We start from the raw sequence: 15301 nt of genomic DNA, 5'->3' as shown, positions 1-15301 counted from the left end.
CTACTTCACGTCGACGAAGTCACCCGCGGCCGTGACGGTCGGGGTGGTGGACGTACCGGCGAAGCTGTAACGCCAGTAGCCGTCCACGGACGCCTTGACGGTGGTCTTCAGCGCGCCGGTGCTGCTCGACTTGATGGTCTTGACGGTGGTGTAGGTGCTGCTGTTCTTCTTGCGGAACTGCAGCTTGACGGCCTGGGTGGCGTAGCCCTTGTAGGTGCCGGTCTCCCAGTTGGCGCGCGAGAGCTTGCCGGTGACCGTGATGGTCTTGCCCTTCTTGACGGGCTCCGGGGCGGCGTTGACGGTCACCTTGGAGAGGCGCTGGAGCCTCGTCTTGCCGAACGCGTCGTCCTGGACGATCTGGCCGTCGTTGCTGAGCACCGCGGCGCCGACGTGCCAGCTGGTCGAGTCGGAGTTGATCAGCCACGCCGGGTCGACGGTGACCGTGAGCGTGCAGGTCGACGTCGTGGCGCTGGCCGCCTTGCAGGTGGCGGCCTCCTCGTTCTGCGTGAAGCCGAAGCTGTCGTCGGACTCGAGGTCGTCGCCGATCCAGAGGATGGTGCCGGCGTCGGCGATACCCGAGTCGTCCGTGGCGGTGATCGCGACGGTGACCTTCTTGGGGGCGGTGGTGCCCACCACGATGGCCTTGCCGCCGTTCACCACGGCCTTGGTGATCCTGAGGTCGTTGTCGGCGGTGACCGAACGGGCGGCCATGCGCCCCTTGGACTGCTCGGGGGCGGAGAGCCCGAAGTCGGGCGTCCAGCTCCGGCCGTCGTCGGCCGTGGCCGCCGGAACGGCGAGAGCGGACAGGGCCAGGGCGCCGGATACAGCGGCGACGGTGGCGCGAATACGCATGTGGTCCCCTGTGGAGCAGGGGACCCGCCGGAGTGTGTTCCTCCTGGCAGGTCCCAGCTGGTCGTCGAGTCTGATGACTCGACGGATCAGACAGCTCCCACCTGTGAATGGTTGTGCTCGTTACATGTATGTGATGTGAAGATCACACCGGTCAGTCGAACCAGCGGTCCCGTGCCAGCTCCTCCGTGCGGGACGGGTCCTCCAGCAGCGCCGCCACCTCGAAGCGGCGGGGCCACTGGCCGGCCGCCCAGGCGAGACCGGCCGCCACGCCCTCCAGGGTGGACGCGTGGACCACGCCGTCCGGGGTGCGCCGCCAGTCCAGCTCGACGCCGCCCGCCCGCAGCTCGCTGTGCTCGACATAGCTGTCGGGGGTCCCGACGCCCAGCAGGATGCGCACGGATTCCGGCACCCGGTGCTCCTCGCCCTCCGTCGTCACCCCGGCCTCGACGCTCTCGCCGAGCCGCCGCACCTGGAACAGGTCCGCCAGCTCCGCCGCCCTCGCCGGGGCCACCGGCAGCAGCGGGAGCCCGCCGGTCAGCGGGAGCAGATCGGGGGCGTCGGCGATCACGGCGTCCGCCGCGTCGACCACCCGCACCTCGTCGTCCACGACGGCCCGCAGCTCGTCCGGCAGCGTGACCTGCTCGGGATCGAGCTCGGCGAGCGCCGTGTAGAGCGAGTGCAGCTGTACGGGGCCGACGGGACGCTCCTCGTCGGCGAGCCTGCCCAGCAGCTCGGCCGCTCCGCCCGGCTCGTCCAGGAGCGCGGCCACCGAGGTCCGCACACCGAGCGCACGCAGCACCTGCGCGTCGTCGAAGCCCGTCGCGTCGGCCGGGTCGTACAGCCCGGCCAGGCGCGGGTCGCCGCCCTCGGCCCGCAGACCGGCGGGGCGGCGGCCGTCGAGCACGGGGTGGTCGCGCAGCCACCAGGCGGTGTACGGGCGCACCGACTGCGTCGTACCGTCCGGGAGCAGCACCCGGACCGGCTGGGTCAGCGCGTCCCGCAGCGGCGGGCGGGCGAGCATCGCGAGGGCCTGCGGCCAGGCGTCGTCGTCGACCAGGTCCAGATCGCGTACGGCGACGAGCTCGGTGGCGACCGGCGGCACGGGGGTGTCGGGCAGCTGGTCCAGGATGTCCTCGCACCACACGTCGACGGCGTCGAGCAGCCCGGCGTCGTCCGGCTCGGCGAAGTCGCTGTCGCGGGGCTCCAGTTCGTCGGGGTCCAGGACGACGTCCGCGGCCCGTACGAGGGCGAAGGTGGCCAGCACCCCGCAGGCGGTCAGGGGCTGTTCGCCCCAGCGCTCGGCCAGCTCCGCGTCGCACAGGGCGAGTTCGCCCTCGCGCATCACCTGGGCGAACGGGCTTCCCGGCAGGACGAGTTCACCGGCGGGCGCGGTCTCGCCGTCCTCGTCGGGCAGGGCCAGCGCGCCCAGCCAGGGTTCGTCGCCGGGCGCGAGGTCCGCGTCCCGCACGAGGGTGAGGACGGTGTCGGCGAGCTCGTCGCCGTCCAGCGCCTCCTCGTCCCAGATCTCGCCCGCGTCCAGCGACCCGGCGACGGCGGCCCGGACCTGCGGGGTCGTCAGGACGGCGCGCGGGGTGGCGGGCAGGGCGCCGAGCTTCTCCAGCAGGGGGTGCGCGGCGTCCGGATGGGCCACCTTCAGCCCCAGCCTGGCCAGCCGGGCGAGGACGGGGGCCGTCAGCGCGTCGGGCAGCGGCAGGAGCACCTGGCGGGGCCCGATGGTGGTGCGGGGCGGCGCGTCCGGGGTCCCGGCGAGGGGCACGGGCAGGCCGGAGAGCCGGTCGGGGTCGACCCCGGCCAGGCTGTCGTACAGCCTCCGCCACCAGTCCGGGTCGCGCTCCAGGCCGGCCAGCCGGTCGATGGCCTCGGTCAGCGGGACGCGGGCGACACCGAGCGTGCGCAGTTCGGTACGGCGTTCCAGGCCGGCGGGCAGCAGGCAGGGCAGCACCTCGGCGAGGACCCGTACGGTCTCCGCGCCCACGCCCTCGACGACCTCGGCCTCGACCGGCCGCAGCGCGGCGGCCTCCCTGCCGGGCGTCGCCGCGCCCTCCCAGTCCTCCCACTGGTCCGCGGCCTCGGAGGGGTCCCGGGGCGCGGCGGGCTCCAGGAACGCCACCCGGGGCAGCCGCTCCAGGATCGCTGCGCGCAGCGCGCCGTCGAGCCGCCCCTTGCCGAGCACGCCGGGCACGAGCCCGATGGTGGCCACGGACACGGGCTCCCAGCCCGCGAGCAGTTCGGCGTACGCGTCGGCCGCCCGCTGCACCAGGAAGTCGGTCAGCGGGCCCGGCGCGGGGTGCCTGCGGGTGGTGTCCAGCGGCAGCGAGGCGATCAGCAGCGCGGGCACGCCGAGGGGCTCGTCGGTGGGGGTGGGCGCGTGCACGACGGGGGCCGTGCGCGGGTTCCGGGGCGCGCCGTCCTCGTCCACCGGCACCGCCCAGGTCACCGACCAGTGCGGACGCAGCCGCTCCTCGACGGGCCGGTCGGCCAGCAGCGCCGGCTCCACGGATCCGTCGGCGCCGGCGGTGCGCCAGCGGTGCAGACCGTGCGCGGAGTCGTCGATGTGCGTGTACGGACCGTGCTGCGAGCGGCGCAACGTCCGTGCCCCGTCGGGGGTTTCGATGACGACCTCGTCGAGGCCGGGCAGGGTGAGGAGCAGCGCGTCGTCCACGCCGTCGAGCAGCCTGCCCACGAGGTCCTCGGCGACGCCGTCGCGCAGCGGAAGGACCACGACGGTGTCGTAGCCGTCGGGGGCGGTGCCCTCGGCGGGCATCGGGAGCCGGAGCAGCGGCACGTGTCCGTCGCGGCGGCGCAGCTCGTCCCCGAGGCCGGGGCTGCCGACGGCGGCCCCGGCGGCGAGGTCACGGGCCTCCGCGAGGGACCAGCGGACGCCGCCGTGCCTGCCGACGACGGCGGGCTCGTCGCTGACGGCCAGCACCGCGGCGAAGCCGACGCCGAAGCGGCCGACGGCCGACTCGTGGCCCTCCCGCTTGGCGGAGGCCCGCAGCGTGCTCAGCGACTCGACGCCGGTCGCGTCGAGGGGAGCGCCGGAGTTGGCGGCGGCGAGGACGGCGGGGCTGCCGTCGGACGCGGCGCGCAGGGTGAGGCGGAGCCTGCCGGGCACGCCCGCGCGGGCCGCGGCGTCGGCGGCGTTCTGGGCGAGCTCGACGACCAGGCGGTCGCGGTAGCCGCCGAGGACGAGGTCCTCCTCGGCGTTGGCGTCCTCACGGAAGCGGGCCGGGCCCGCACCCCAGGCGTCGAGCACGCCGCGCCGCAGTCGCGCCGTCCCGAACGGATCGGCCCCCTCGGTCGCATTCATGCCCACGCTCGTACTCCGCTCTTCCGGTGACCCGTGACGCCCAGTGTGCGCCCGAAGGTACCGCGACCGGGAAAGCGGCTGCGCCGCCCCTCACGGGCCCGGCCGTGCGCCGGGCCCCGGAGCGGGAGGGAGTGTCAGGAGTGGCCGAGGTCCTCGGTCGCGCCGTCGGGCTGGGACGGGACCGAGCCGGAGTCGTCCGACGGGCGGAGCGGGTAGTCGTCCACCTGCATCGTGTCCAGCGCGTGCGGCGCGGGCTTGGGCGGCTTCGGCATGACCGCCGCCTCGGAGTGCCCTCCACAGCCGTACGAGAGGGAGACCACGCGCCCGTCCGCGGGAGCGAACTCGTTCGCGCAGACCCCGAAGGCCTGCTTCAGCGAGCCCGCCATCGGCACCAGGAACGCACAGGTGACACAGGACGCGGGCGCCGCCTGCGCCATGGGCGTCTTCGCTCCGAACTCCTCGTCCCAGCGGTCGGCCGCCAGCCGCAGCCCGTAGCGGGAGAGCACCCGGGCACGCCGGGTGCCGAGCTCCTCGGCGACCGAGGCGATCGAGCCGCGGCTCGTCGCGGGCGACGCCGTCAGCTCGGCGTCCTCGGCGTCGGCGAGGGCCGCCAGCTCCTGGGACACCTCGGAGACGGCGGAGTTCGGCAGAGGCTCGTCCTCGCCGGTCCAGCCGGGCTCCAGGCGCGGGTCCTCGGCCTCGGTGGGCAGCAGGTCGCCGGGGCCCATGTCGCCGGGGCGCAGCCGCTCGCTCCACGGCACCCACTCCGGGGCGAGGAGGGCGTCCGAGCCGGGCAGCAGCACCGTTTCGTCAAGGGTGACGTTCTTGGCGCGGGATGCCCGGGCGACCGTCACCGCCCAGCGCCAGCCCCGGTAGCCGGGCTCCTTGGACTCGAAGTAGTGCGTGACGACCCGGTCCCCTTCGGAGACCAGGGCCACGTGCTCACCGACCACTCCGGGCGCGGCGGCTTCTTCCGCCGCCGCGCGGGCGAGGTCTACCGCCTCGGCGCACAGGCGGTCGGGGGCGGGGGTACGGGCCGTACGGCTTCGCGTCGTCGCAGCACTCACAGGTCTCGCTTCTCTCCATACGCCGTCTCACGAGCGCGCCAGCAGCTCCATCGATGTCCGATTTCGGCCATGACAGTTGTGAGCGGAGCGGACCTGGGGGCCGCGTCGACGTCCACACCCGTTGTGCCTGCCTCGGGCGCGCCTTCTGCCACCCATTCTGCGGGATCGCGGAGAGGCGCGCGGCCAAGAACAACCGCCGGTGGCGCGTGAGTGCACGCTACCCTCTCCGCCGCCCCGCGCCCACCTGCCCGTCCCAAACAGGACCGTAACTGGTTCCGAAACCGTCGGATCCGCGGCCGGACCGGCTCCGATTCGCATCGGACCGGTGTCCGGTCCAAGCCATTTCCCGACCGGGGATGACTCACCCGACGGAGCGGACCGCCGCCGCGCCCCGCACGATCTTGGGTTCGTGACCGGGGGTGCTGGGGCACTATGACCACGTGGCCGCCGCCAGGTCGTCCGACGGATCCGGCCCGCTCCGCAGGGCGGGACGGGCGATGGGCCGCGCCCTGCGCGCCCCGTTCACCGGCACCGCGCGGGGAATCCGCAAGGCGACGCACGCCCACGGTGCGGGCGAGTCGGGCCTCGGCAAGCTGATCGAGCTGCACGCGGTCAACGGCGCGGGTGACGTCATGATCACCGTGGCGCTCGCCTCGACGGTGTTCTTCTCCGTACCGACGGACGAGGCCCGCGGGCGCGTCGCCCTCTACCTCGCCATCACGATGGCGCCCTTCACCCTGCTGGCCCCGGTCGTGGGACCGCTCCTGGACCGGCTGCCGCACGGGCGGCGGGCCGCGATGGCGGGAGCGATGTTCGCCCGCGCGGTGCTCGCGATCACGATGTCGGGCGCGGTGGCCACCGGCGGCCTGGAGCTCTATCCGGCGGCCCTGGCGGTCCTGGTCTGCTCGAAGGCGTACGGGGTCGTGCGCAGCGCCGTCGTGCCCCGTCTGCTGCCGCCCCGCTTCTCCCTGGTGAAGGCCAATTCGCGGGTGACACTGGCGGGGCTCCTGGCGACGGGGATCGCGGCACCGATCGGGGCGGGGCTGCAGACCATCGGTTCGCCCTGGCCGCTCTACGGCGCCTGCACGATCTTCCTCGGCGGGACCGTCCTCGCCTTCACGCTGCCGCACAAGGTCGACTCGGCCAAGGGCGAGCGCAAGGCCCGCCTCGTCCTCCCGCACGAGGAGGCGGCCCGCCCGGCCGCACCCGCCGCGTCCCCGGGGAAGGGCGGGCGCGGCAGCACCAGGACCGTGGGGAGGAAGGGCAGGGAGAAGCCGCCGGGGCTGCGTTCCGTCGGGCCGTCCGTCCTGCACGGCCTCCAGGCCAACGCCTCGCACCGCGCGCTCTCGGGGTTCCTGATCTTCTTCCTCGCCTTCCTGCTGCGTGAGCACCCGCTCGCCGGGCAGAGCGCCGCCGTCTCCCTCGGCATCGTGGGCGTCGCGGCCGGCACGGGCAACGCCTGCGGCACGGCGGTGGGCTCCTGGCTCAGGGCGCGCGGCCCGGAGGTGATCGTCGCGACGGTGCTGGGTCTGGCCCTCGCGGTCGCCGTCCTCGCCGCGATCTTCTTCAGCACGGTGATGGTCGCCGCCCTCGCGGCGGTCGCGGGGTTCACCCAGGCCCTGTCGAAGCTGTCGCTGGACGCCATGATCCAGCGCGATGTGCCGGAGGAGGTGCGCACCTCCGCCTTCGCCAGGTCGGAGACGCTGCTCCAGATGGCCTGGGTGGTCGGCGGCGCGATCGGCATCGCGCTCCCTCTCAACGGAGTAGTCGGCATGTCCGTCGCCGCGGGCATCCTCGCCCTCGGCGCCACCGCCTCCGTACGGGGCCTCCTGGGGGCCGCGCGGCGCGGCACACCGCACCCCCGCGTGGCGTGAGCGGTGCCGACCGATAACCTTCGGCGCATGACCGTTGCGTTCTTCTCCGGTAAGGGCCGTCGAATCGGCGTCGCTCTCGGTGCCGTGTCCGCGGGACTCCTTGTCCTGTCCGCCTGCGACAAGCCGACGCCGCTCGCCACCGTGACGGTCGGCGACAACTCGGTGAGCACCGAGGCCGCCTGCTACAACGACGGCAACGCGCTCAAGGAGTCCGAGATCCAGGGCTGCCTCAACAAGAAGGCGGAGAAGTCCGTCGAGGTCGCGATGGACGACAAGGTCCGCTTCGGCGTCGACCCCGAGGTCGCGGACAAGGGCTGGACGCTCTTCATCAACGGCCAGCAGGCCGAGCAGGAGCCGTACAAGCGGACCTACCGCTCGATCCCGGGCAGCGCCTTCTTCGCCAGCCAGACGGGCGAGACCACGGCGGACAAGACGCAGGTCAGCATCGTCGAGACCAGCGGCCAGAAGCTCACGGGCGTCTGGCACTTCCAGCTGAAGAAGACCTCCTGACCTCCTCGAACCACCCTGAAGAATCCGAGGACCACCGCCGTGCGGGTGCTTGTCGTGACCGCCGTCCCGGCCGAACGGGACGCGGTCACGCGTGCGTTCGGGGGTGATCCCGAGGTCCGGGAGGTGCCCGGCGCCCAGCTGCACCGCGCCGGGCCGTTCGACGTCCTGGCGGGCGGCGCGGGTCCGGCGGCGGCTGCCGCCGCCACCGCTTTCGCCCTCGCCGCGGCGCCCGCGTCCGAGCCGTACGCACTCGTCGTCTCGGCCGGTATCGGCGGCGGCTTCGCTCCCGCCGCGCCCGTCGGCTCCCTCGTCGTGGCGACCGGCATCGTCGCCGCGGACCTGGGCGCCGAGACCCCGGACGGCTTCGTGCCCGTCACCGGTCTCGGCTTCGGCAGGGACGCCTTCCTGCCGCCCGAAGCCCTCGTACGGGACGTGGCGGCGGCGACCGGGGCCGTGCCGGGCCCCGTCCTCACCGTCTCCACCGTGACCGGCAGCGCGGCCCGCACCGCCGAGCTCCTGGCCGCGCATCCCGGGGCCGTCGCCGAGGCCATGGAGGGCTTCGGCGTCGCGGAGGCCGCCGCCGGGCTCGGCGTACCGGCCCTGGAGCTCCGGGCCGTCTCGAACACCGTGGGGCCGCGCGACCGCGCGGCCTGGCGGATCGGGGACGCCCTGGCCGCGCTCACCGAGGCGTTCGGGAAGACCGCACCTGTAGTGGAAAGTTGGACCCAACATGACCGACACGACCGACACCGTGACTGACACCGCGACCGCTCCCTCGGGAGCATCGGGCCCCGCCCTGCGGATCGCCTTCTCGCCGTGCCCGAACGACACCTTCGTCTTCGACGCCTGGGCGCACGGAAGGGTCCCCGGCGCGCCCGCCCTCGATGTCACCTTCGCCGACATCGACCTCACCAACGGCATGGCCGAGCGAGGCGAGTTCGACGTTCTCAAGGTGTCGTACGCCGTCCTGCCGTGGGTGCTCGACGAGTACGCGCTGCTGCCGTGCGGCGGCGCCCTGGGGCGTGGCTGCGGGCCGCTGGTCCTCACGAAGGAGGCGGGCGCCGACCTGACGGGGAAGACCGTCGCGGTGCCGAGCGAGCGCTCCACCGCCTATCTGCTGTTCCGGCTCTGGGCGGCCGAGGTCGTGCCGGGCGGTGTGGGCGAGGTCGTCGTGATGCCGTTCGACGAGATCATGCCCGCCGTGCGCGACGGCCGGGTGGACGCGGGGCTCGTGATCCACGAGGCGCGCTTCACCTACCGGAACTACGGCCTGCACAGCCTCGCGGACATGGGCGAGCACTGGGAGTCGACCACCGGCCTGCCGATCCCGCTCGGCGCGATCATCGCCAAGCGCTCGCTGGGCGAGGAGACGCTGCGGCAGCTCGCGGACTCGGTCCGTACGTCGGTGCGGATGGCCTGGGACGACCCGGAGCGCTCACGGCCGTACGTCCAGGAGCACGCCCAGGAGATGGACCCCGCCGTAGCGGACCAGCACATCGGGCTGTACGTCAACGAGTTCACCGCGGACCTCGGGGAGCACGGCTACGCGGCGATCCGCGGCCTGCTGACCCGTGCGGCGGCCGAAGGGCTCGTCCCCGCGCTGGCGCCGGACGCGCTGTCCTTCGACGCCCGCTGACCACCCCCCGGGCCCGCCCGGCGGGCGGGCCCGGGGCAGGGCTCAGACGTCGAGCTGGTCGGCGACCGCCCTCAGCAGGCCGGCGATCTTCGCGCCCGCGGCCTTGTCGGGGTAGCGGCCCCGCTCCAGCATCGGCGTGATGTTCTCCAGCACGGTCGTCAGGTCCTGCACGATCGAGGCCAGCTCGTCCGGCCTGCGCCGCTGCGCCGCGGCGACGGACGGGGTGGGGTCGAGGATCACGACGGAGAGGGCCTGGTCACCGCGCTGGCCCGCGACCACGCCGAATTCGACGCGCTGGCCGGGCTTGAGGGCGTCGACGCCGGCCGGAAGCACTGAGGAGTGGACGAAGACGTCTGCGCCGTCGTCGCGCGAAAGAAAGCCGAAGCCCTTTTCCGAATTGAACCATTTGACCTTACCCGTGGGCACGTCTGTCCTCGTCCTCGTACTCGTCGGTGCGCGGGAGAGCCGCGATACGGCTCCGGATAGCAGTACAGCGGGTCACCGACCCGCCAGGTTCCAGGCTAATGGCCCGGAGGCCTGACACAAGACGTCGCCGAATGGTTCCGCCGAGCTGGGAACTACCCTGGCCGGGTGAGTACTACTCCTTCAGGCGCAGGCGACCGGCTCGTACAGGTCGGCGCGATCGTCTTCTTCATCGGCGCGCTGGCCACTCTGGTCACCGTGGCCCCGCTGTTCCTGGGCACCGAGCCCTTCCCGTCCGTCGCTTACTGGGTGTGCATGCTGATGGGCCTGGGCTTCCTGATCGCGGGCGCGGGGGTGGTCCGGTCGGTCTGGAAGAGCTCCCCGAAGCGCGCCGCCGCGCGGTAGCGGGCCCTCCCGCCCGTCATCCGGCCCGCCACTCCCGCGCGTACTCGTCGAAGATGACGCGCAGGTGGTGGCCGATCTTCAGGTAGTCGAGGTCGTCGAGATTGGCGAGCGACACCCGCACCGACCACTCGGGGCCGTCGAAGCCCCCGCCGTTGAGCAGCACCACGGAGGTCTGCTCGGCGAGCCGGAACAGCGGGTCGACGGGCTCGTAGTTCCGCTCCAGGAATCCGGCGAACTCCTTGCCGTGGACCCGCTCGGCCTCCGCGAGCAGGTCCAGCTCGACGTAGTACGCCGCCCGCTTCGGATCCTCCGAGATCTTCATGTGGACGCCCTCCAGGAGCAGGTCGAGCCGCTGCCGGACAATGGCGCGAATCCGGTGCTTGTACTCCTGGCCCTCGTCCAGCATGTCGAAGAGCGAGAACAGCGCCATCATCACCTGCTGCGGCAGCGAGAGCCCCGCCGTGTGGTTCAGCGCGACCTGCCGGGAGTCCGCCACCAGCCGGTCGATGAAGCGGATCTTCCCCGGCTCCAGCGACAGGGTCCCGTACCGCTTGTCGAGCCGGGCCTTCTGCTCCGGGGACTGGCGGGCCAGCATCGCGTCGATCACGTTGTCGTCGTGCAGCCCGATCACCCCGAGCCGCCAGCCGGTCGCACCGTAGTGCTTGGAGTAGGAGTAGACGAGCAGCGTGTTGCGCGGCAGGTCGGCGGCGAGGGAGCGGAACCCCTCCACGAAGGTCCCGTAGACGTCGTCGGTGACGACGATCAGATCGGGGTTGCGCTCGGCGACGATGGAGACGATCTGGTCGGAGACCCTGGTGGACAGGGCCAGCGAGGGCGGGTTGCTCGGGTTGACGCAGCAGACCAGCTTCACCGAGGGATCGGCGAGCTTCTCGACCTCCTCCGTCGGGTAGCGCCACTGGCGCACCCCGGTCTCGGTGAACAGGCTGGCCTGCACGTGCACGATGTCGAAGCCGTAGGTGTCGAGCTCCGGGATCTCCAGGTACGGCGTGAAGACCGGGACCATCAGGGCGATCCGGTCGCCCTTCTCCAGAATCCCGTTCTTCATCAGGGAGTCGAAGATGTAGCACATGGCCGCCGTGCCGCCCTCGGTGGCGAACAGGCTCAGCGTCTGGCCCTCGGGCGGCCGGTGGTCGAACATCTCGTCCGCCAGATAGCCCCGCACGATCTGCTCGGTGTGGCGCAGGATGCGGTCCGGGACCGGGTAGTTGTCGCCGATGGAGGAGTCCGCCAGCTCGTGCACGAAGGCGTCGGGCAGGAAGCCGAAGCGTTTCACCGCCAGGTCGACGCACGCCTTGAGCAGCTCGATGCCGGGCAGTCCTGGGTTGGTGCGGACGAAGTACTCGAAGCGCTCGGCGCAGCCCGCCTCCTCCGGCATGCCGCCCAGGTTGTCGGCCGTCCACACCCGCCTGGACTCGCTGATCGCGAAGTAGCCGAGCGCGTGGTACGCCTCCCGGGGGCCGGTGGCCACCCAGTTCGGGTTGCCGCGGCCCGCGTTGAGCATCGCCCGGGTGGCCTTGCCCTTCTGGCCGGACTTGTCGCGCTGGGCCTCCGTCGCGATCTGGATGAACTTGTCCTTCAGCTCGAAGGGGGAGAGCTGGGCGAAGGACCGGATCTCTTCCCGGCTGAGGGTGGTCTTCGGCATGGTGGTGTCCGCTCCCGTGCAGGTCGTGTGGGTCAGTGGTTGAGGATGACGATCACGGCGCCCCACACCGTCAGCAGGACGTTGCCGACGGCGTACGGAATCGTGTAGCCGAGGGTGGGGATCTGGGATTTCGAGGTCTCGTTGACGGCGCCGATCGCCGCCGTGGTGGTCTGACCGCCCGCCAGGACGCCCATGAGCACCGGGAAGCGGATCTTCTGCACGTAGTGCCCGACCAGGAAGCCGACGATCAGGGGCACGACGGTGGCCACGGCGCCGAAGACCAGCAGTCCCCAGCCGGCCGAGGACAGGCCGCTGGTGAAGCTCGGTCCCGCGTTGATGCCGACGACGGCGACGAAGACGCACAGCCCGAGCGTGTCCATGAACCACTGGGCTCCGGGCGGAACGTTTCCGTACGTCGGGTACCGCCCGCGGATCCAGCCGAAGACCAGGCCCATGATCAGGCCGCCGCCCGAGGTGGAGAGTGAGATCGGCACCCCGCCCGCGGTCAGCGCCGGGATACCGATGCAGCCGCCGAGGAAGATGCCGAGCCCCACCCAGACCATGTCGGTCGCGAAGCTCGTCGGCACGGGCTTGCCCAGCGCCTTCGCGGCCGGGCCGACGAGCCGCTCCGGGCCGGTGAGGATCACCGTGTCGCCGCGCTCCAGCCGGGTGGAGAGCCGGTAGGGGAACTCCGCCCCGGCCCGGTACAGCTTGTCGACGTACACGCCGACCATGAACGGCTCCCGGCGCAGCTCCTCGACGGTCCGGCCGAGCTGCGCCTTCTCGGACGCCACCACGTGCAGGGTCTCGGTGCGGTAGCCGAGGAGCTCGACGTCGTCGGCCTCGGTCCCGATGTGTGTACGCGGGTCGAAGGCGACCAGGTCGCCCCGGACGGCGCTGACCGCGACCGTGTCGCCGAGCTGGAGCGTGCGGGACTGGTCGTGCTCCAGGACCGTGCCGTCGCGGCGGACTCCCGTGAGGTAGACGCGGCGCCCCAGCTGCTTCTGCTGGTCCTCGAAGTCCGCGACCGACCGGCCGACGAGGTCGGGGCGCTCGACGCGGTAGGCGCGCAGCACCACCTCGTAGTAGCCCTCGCCCTCGTCCGGGCTCTCGTCGGGGGCGTCCATCTCGGCGGCGAGTTCGGCGCTCTCCTTCGCCAGGTCCCTGCGGTAGAGCTTGGGCAGGACGTTCGCCAGGAGCATCGCGCAGAGGATGGTGCCGAGCGGATACGTGACCGCGTACCCGACGGCCACGAGGTTCTGTTCGGACTTGGCCTCGGAGGAGGAGAGCCCGGGCAGGGTGCCGATGGCGTCCTGGGCGACACCGATGGCGGCCGACTGGGTGAGGGCCCCGCTCATCAGGCCGGCGCCGAGGCCGGGTCCGTATCCGAGGAGGACCGCGAAGAGCCAGGAGACCAGCAGCCCGGTCACACAGACGACGACCGCGTTGACGACCTGGGGCAGACCGTCCTTCCTCAGCCCCCGGAAGAACTGCGGGCCGACGCGGTATCCGAGGGCGAACAGGAACATGATGAAGAACAGGTTCTTCACCGTGTCGTCGATCTCCACCTTGAACTGCGCGCCCAGGACCAGCCCGGCGACCAGACAGCCCGTCACCGCGCCGAGGGCGATGGCCCGGTAGCGGACCTTGCCGAGCAGGAAGCCGAGCGCGATCACGAGGAAGACGAGCAGTTCGGGGTGCGGCTGGAAGATGTTGCGGTTCAGGAAGTCGATCACTCAGGCCCCCAGGACTCCGACGAGGATGGGACCGGTCAGTGGCAGCAGGAAGTTGGAGAGCGTGTAGGTGATCGTGTAGCCGAGGAGCGGTACGGAGCTCTGGGCCACCTGGGTGATGGCGGTGATCGCCGGGGTGGAGCACTGCTGCCCGGCGATGGCCCCGATCAGGAGCGGTTTCTCGATCTTCAGCAGCTTGCGCCCGACGATCAGTGAGATCGTCGCCGGGACGACGACCATGGCGATGCCGGCGACCGGCAGCAGCGCCCCGTACTCCTTGAGGAGCGGCCAGGCCTGGGGCCCGGCGGCCAGTCCGGTGCAGGCGATGAAGACGGCCAGGCCCATGTCCTTCAGAGTGCTCGCGGCCTGCGGCGGGAAGGCGCCGAAGGTCTGGCTGCGGGAGCGGAACCAGCCGAAGACCAGGCCGGAGATCAGACAGCCGCCACCGGTGCCGAGCGACAGCGGCACGTCCCCGGCCTTGACGACGACCTGGCCGAGCAGGGAGCCCGCGACGATGCCGAAGCCGAGGTAGATGAAGTCGGTGGAGTCGTTCTTGACCACCGCGCCGAGCTTCTTGACCAGTCGGTTCAGCCCGCCCCTGGCCCCGACCAGGGTGAGCACGTCGCCCCGGGCGAGGGTCGTCTCCCCGGTCGCCGGCAGGTGCTGTTCGTTGCGCAGTACGTCGGTGATGTAGACGCCGTCCTTGCGGAACTCCGGGTGGCGCTTCTCCAGCCGGTCGATGGTCGCGCCGACGGTCTCCTTTTCGGTGACGGCGACCTGACTGGTGGCCAGCGGGGTGTCGAGCCCCGGCACGGCGGGGGTCTCCGGGCCGATCTCCCGGCCCGCCTCGATGATGGCGGCCCGCAGGCCGACCACCTGGACGAGGTCGCTGAGCGTCAGTTCCAGTCCGGGCTCGGGCGTGAGCAGCTTGCTGCCCCGCTTGACCCCCTCGACCGTGATCCGGCCGCCGGACGCGCTCTGCAGGTCACCGACGGTCCGGCCGTCGGCGTGGGTCACCAGATAGGTGCGGCCGACCATGCCGGGGAGCGCCTCGCGCTCGTCGGACTCCAGACCGCTCTTGCCGCCGCGCATCTTCTCCCACAGCCTGCGCGAGTCGTCCGCCAGGTTGATGCGGAGGAGCATCGGCATGATCTGGCTGGTGTAGAGCACGATGGTGATCAGGCCGAAGAGGTAGCAGACCGTGTACGCGGTGGCCACGTGGCCCTGGTACTGGGTGATCTGGTCCGCGGTCAGGTCGCTGAGCTTGCCGATGGCCTCGGTGGCCGTGCCGACGACGGCGGACTCGGTGGCCGCTCCGGCGAGGATTCCGGCGGCGGTGCCCACGTCCAGGTCGAAGGCCTCGGCCAGTCCGTAGGCGATGCCGAGGACGCAGACCAGCTCGATCAGGCAGAGCGCGAAGAACCGCAGGCTGCTGCGGTTGAGGTTGGCGAAGAACTGGGGGCCGGCCATGTAGCCCAGCGAGAAGATGAAGAGCGCGAAGAAGACGGTCTTCACGTCTTCGTCGACGCTGATGTGCTGGGTGCCGAGCAGCAGCGACACGATCAGCGTGCCGCAGATGCCGCCGAGCGTGATCGGACCGACCCGCAGCTTGCCCACGAGGTATCCGGCGGCCAGGCAGAGGAAGAGGGAGAGGGCGGGATTGTCGCGGAGAACACCCACCCCGCCTCACCCGCCGATCGGGCGATAAATGCACTTTTGAGACATAGGGGAGAAATTAACAGCAGTGTCCCGGGACGGCACCCGCGACAGACCGGGCCGCCCGACCCGGACCTGGGGGTGCCGCCCG

General features: G+C 72.1%; 12 protein-coding genes. 5 read left to right on the top strand and 7 right to left on the bottom strand.

The window, feature by feature from the left end; all coding sequences use genetic code 11:
- The 3 genes from AMK10_RS01215 to AMK10_RS01205 all read right to left on the bottom strand — a co-directional run bounded on the left by AMK10_RS01215 (position 1) and on the right by AMK10_RS01205 (position 5250).
- On the bottom strand, positions 1-852 hold the full coding sequence (locus AMK10_RS01215) for a DUF5707 domain-containing protein (RefSeq protein ID WP_073743892.1): 852 nt from the start codon (positions 850-852) through the stop codon (positions 1-3).
- 151 nt (positions 853-1003) lie between these two features.
- Entirely contained in the window at positions 1004-4183 is a 3180-nt protein-coding gene (locus AMK10_RS01210) for a sacsin N-terminal ATP-binding-like domain-containing protein (RefSeq protein WP_073743890.1), read from the bottom strand.
- A 134-nt stretch (positions 4184-4317) separates the two neighbouring features.
- Entirely contained in the window at positions 4318-5250 is a 933-nt protein-coding gene (locus AMK10_RS01205) for a DUF3027 domain-containing protein (protein ID WP_198959601.1), read from the bottom strand.
- 440 nt (positions 5251-5690) lie between these two features.
- Between AMK10_RS01205 and AMK10_RS01195 the strand changes: the two genes are divergently transcribed.
- Genes AMK10_RS01195 through AMK10_RS01180 form a run of 4 tightly spaced genes read left to right on the top strand, consistent with a single transcriptional unit; the run spans position 5691 to position 9270 of the window.
- Entirely contained in the window at positions 5691-7124 is a 1434-nt protein-coding gene (locus tag AMK10_RS01195) for an MFS transporter (RefSeq protein WP_073745947.1), read from the top strand.
- Between the two features lie 27 nt (positions 7125-7151).
- Positions 7152-7634, top strand: a complete 483-nt coding sequence (locus tag AMK10_RS01190; protein WP_073743888.1) for a DUF2771 domain-containing protein — start codon at positions 7152-7154, stop codon at positions 7632-7634.
- Between the two features lie 39 nt (positions 7635-7673).
- Entirely contained in the window at positions 7674-8393 is a 720-nt protein-coding gene (locus AMK10_RS01185; RefSeq protein WP_073743886.1) for a futalosine hydrolase, read from the top strand.
- Complete coding sequence (locus AMK10_RS01180; RefSeq protein ID WP_073743884.1) at positions 8365-9270, top strand: 1,4-dihydroxy-6-naphthoate synthase; 906 nt, start codon at positions 8365-8367, stop codon at positions 9268-9270. The genes AMK10_RS01185 and AMK10_RS01180 overlap by 29 nt, the downstream gene beginning before the upstream one ends.
- Positions 9271-9312: 42 nt before the next feature.
- Here AMK10_RS01180 and AMK10_RS38450 read toward each other — a convergent pair whose 3' ends face one another.
- Complete coding sequence (locus AMK10_RS38450; RefSeq protein ID WP_073743882.1) at positions 9313-9696, bottom strand: cold-shock protein; 384 nt, start codon at positions 9694-9696, stop codon at positions 9313-9315.
- Between the two features lie 165 nt (positions 9697-9861).
- On the opposite strand from AMK10_RS38450, the gene AMK10_RS01170 reads away from it, so the two are divergent.
- Positions 9862-10098, top strand: coding sequence for a hypothetical protein (locus tag AMK10_RS01170; RefSeq protein WP_073743880.1), 237 nt, complete (start codon positions 9862-9864; stop codon positions 10096-10098).
- 16 nt (positions 10099-10114) lie between these two features.
- Here the strand turns inward: AMK10_RS01170 and AMK10_RS01165 are convergent, their stop codons facing one another.
- Genes AMK10_RS01165 through aspT (AMK10_RS01155) form a run of 3 tightly spaced genes read right to left on the bottom strand, consistent with a single transcriptional unit; the run spans position 10115 to position 15174 of the window.
- On the bottom strand, positions 10115-11761 hold the full coding sequence (locus AMK10_RS01165; protein WP_073743878.1) for a bifunctional aspartate transaminase/aspartate 4-decarboxylase: 1647 nt from the start codon (positions 11759-11761) through the stop codon (positions 10115-10117).
- A 32-nt stretch (positions 11762-11793) separates the two neighbouring features.
- Entirely contained in the window at positions 11794-13497 is a 1704-nt protein-coding gene (gene aspT, locus AMK10_RS01160) for an aspartate-alanine antiporter (protein WP_073743876.1), read from the bottom strand.
- Complete coding sequence (aspT, locus tag AMK10_RS01155; RefSeq protein WP_073743874.1) at positions 13498-15174, bottom strand: aspartate-alanine antiporter; 1677 nt, start codon at positions 15172-15174, stop codon at positions 13498-13500. It abuts the gene before it with no gap.
- Positions 15175-15301: the final 127 nt, after the last annotated feature.

Source organism: Streptomyces sp. CB02058 (assembly GCF_001905505.1).
Classification (GTDB): Bacteria; Actinomycetota; Actinomycetes; order Streptomycetales; family Streptomycetaceae; genus Streptomyces.
The sequence above is the reverse complement of the archived record's forward strand: the minus strand, read 5'-3'. Positions and strand labels throughout refer to the sequence as shown.

Excerpts from the sequence above, each read along its gene's own strand:
- AMK10_RS01165 (WP_073743878.1), bottom strand. The coding sequence starts at position 11,761 with ATGCCGAAGACCACCCTCAGCCGGGAAGAGATCCGGTCCTTCGCCCAG.
- AMK10_RS01210 (WP_073743890.1), bottom strand. The coding sequence starts at position 4,183 with ATGAATGCGACCGAGGGGGCCGATCCGTTCGGGACGGCGCGACTGCGG.
- AMK10_RS01180 (WP_073743884.1), top strand. The coding sequence starts at position 8,365 with ATGACCGACACGACCGACACCGTGACTGACACCGCGACCGCTCCCTCG.
- AMK10_RS01190 (WP_073743888.1), top strand. The coding sequence starts at position 7,152 with ATGACCGTTGCGTTCTTCTCCGGTAAGGGCCGTCGAATCGGCGTCGCT.
- AMK10_RS01215 (WP_073743892.1), bottom strand. The coding sequence starts at position 852 with ATGCGTATTCGCGCCACCGTCGCCGCTGTATCCGGCGCCCTGGCCCTG.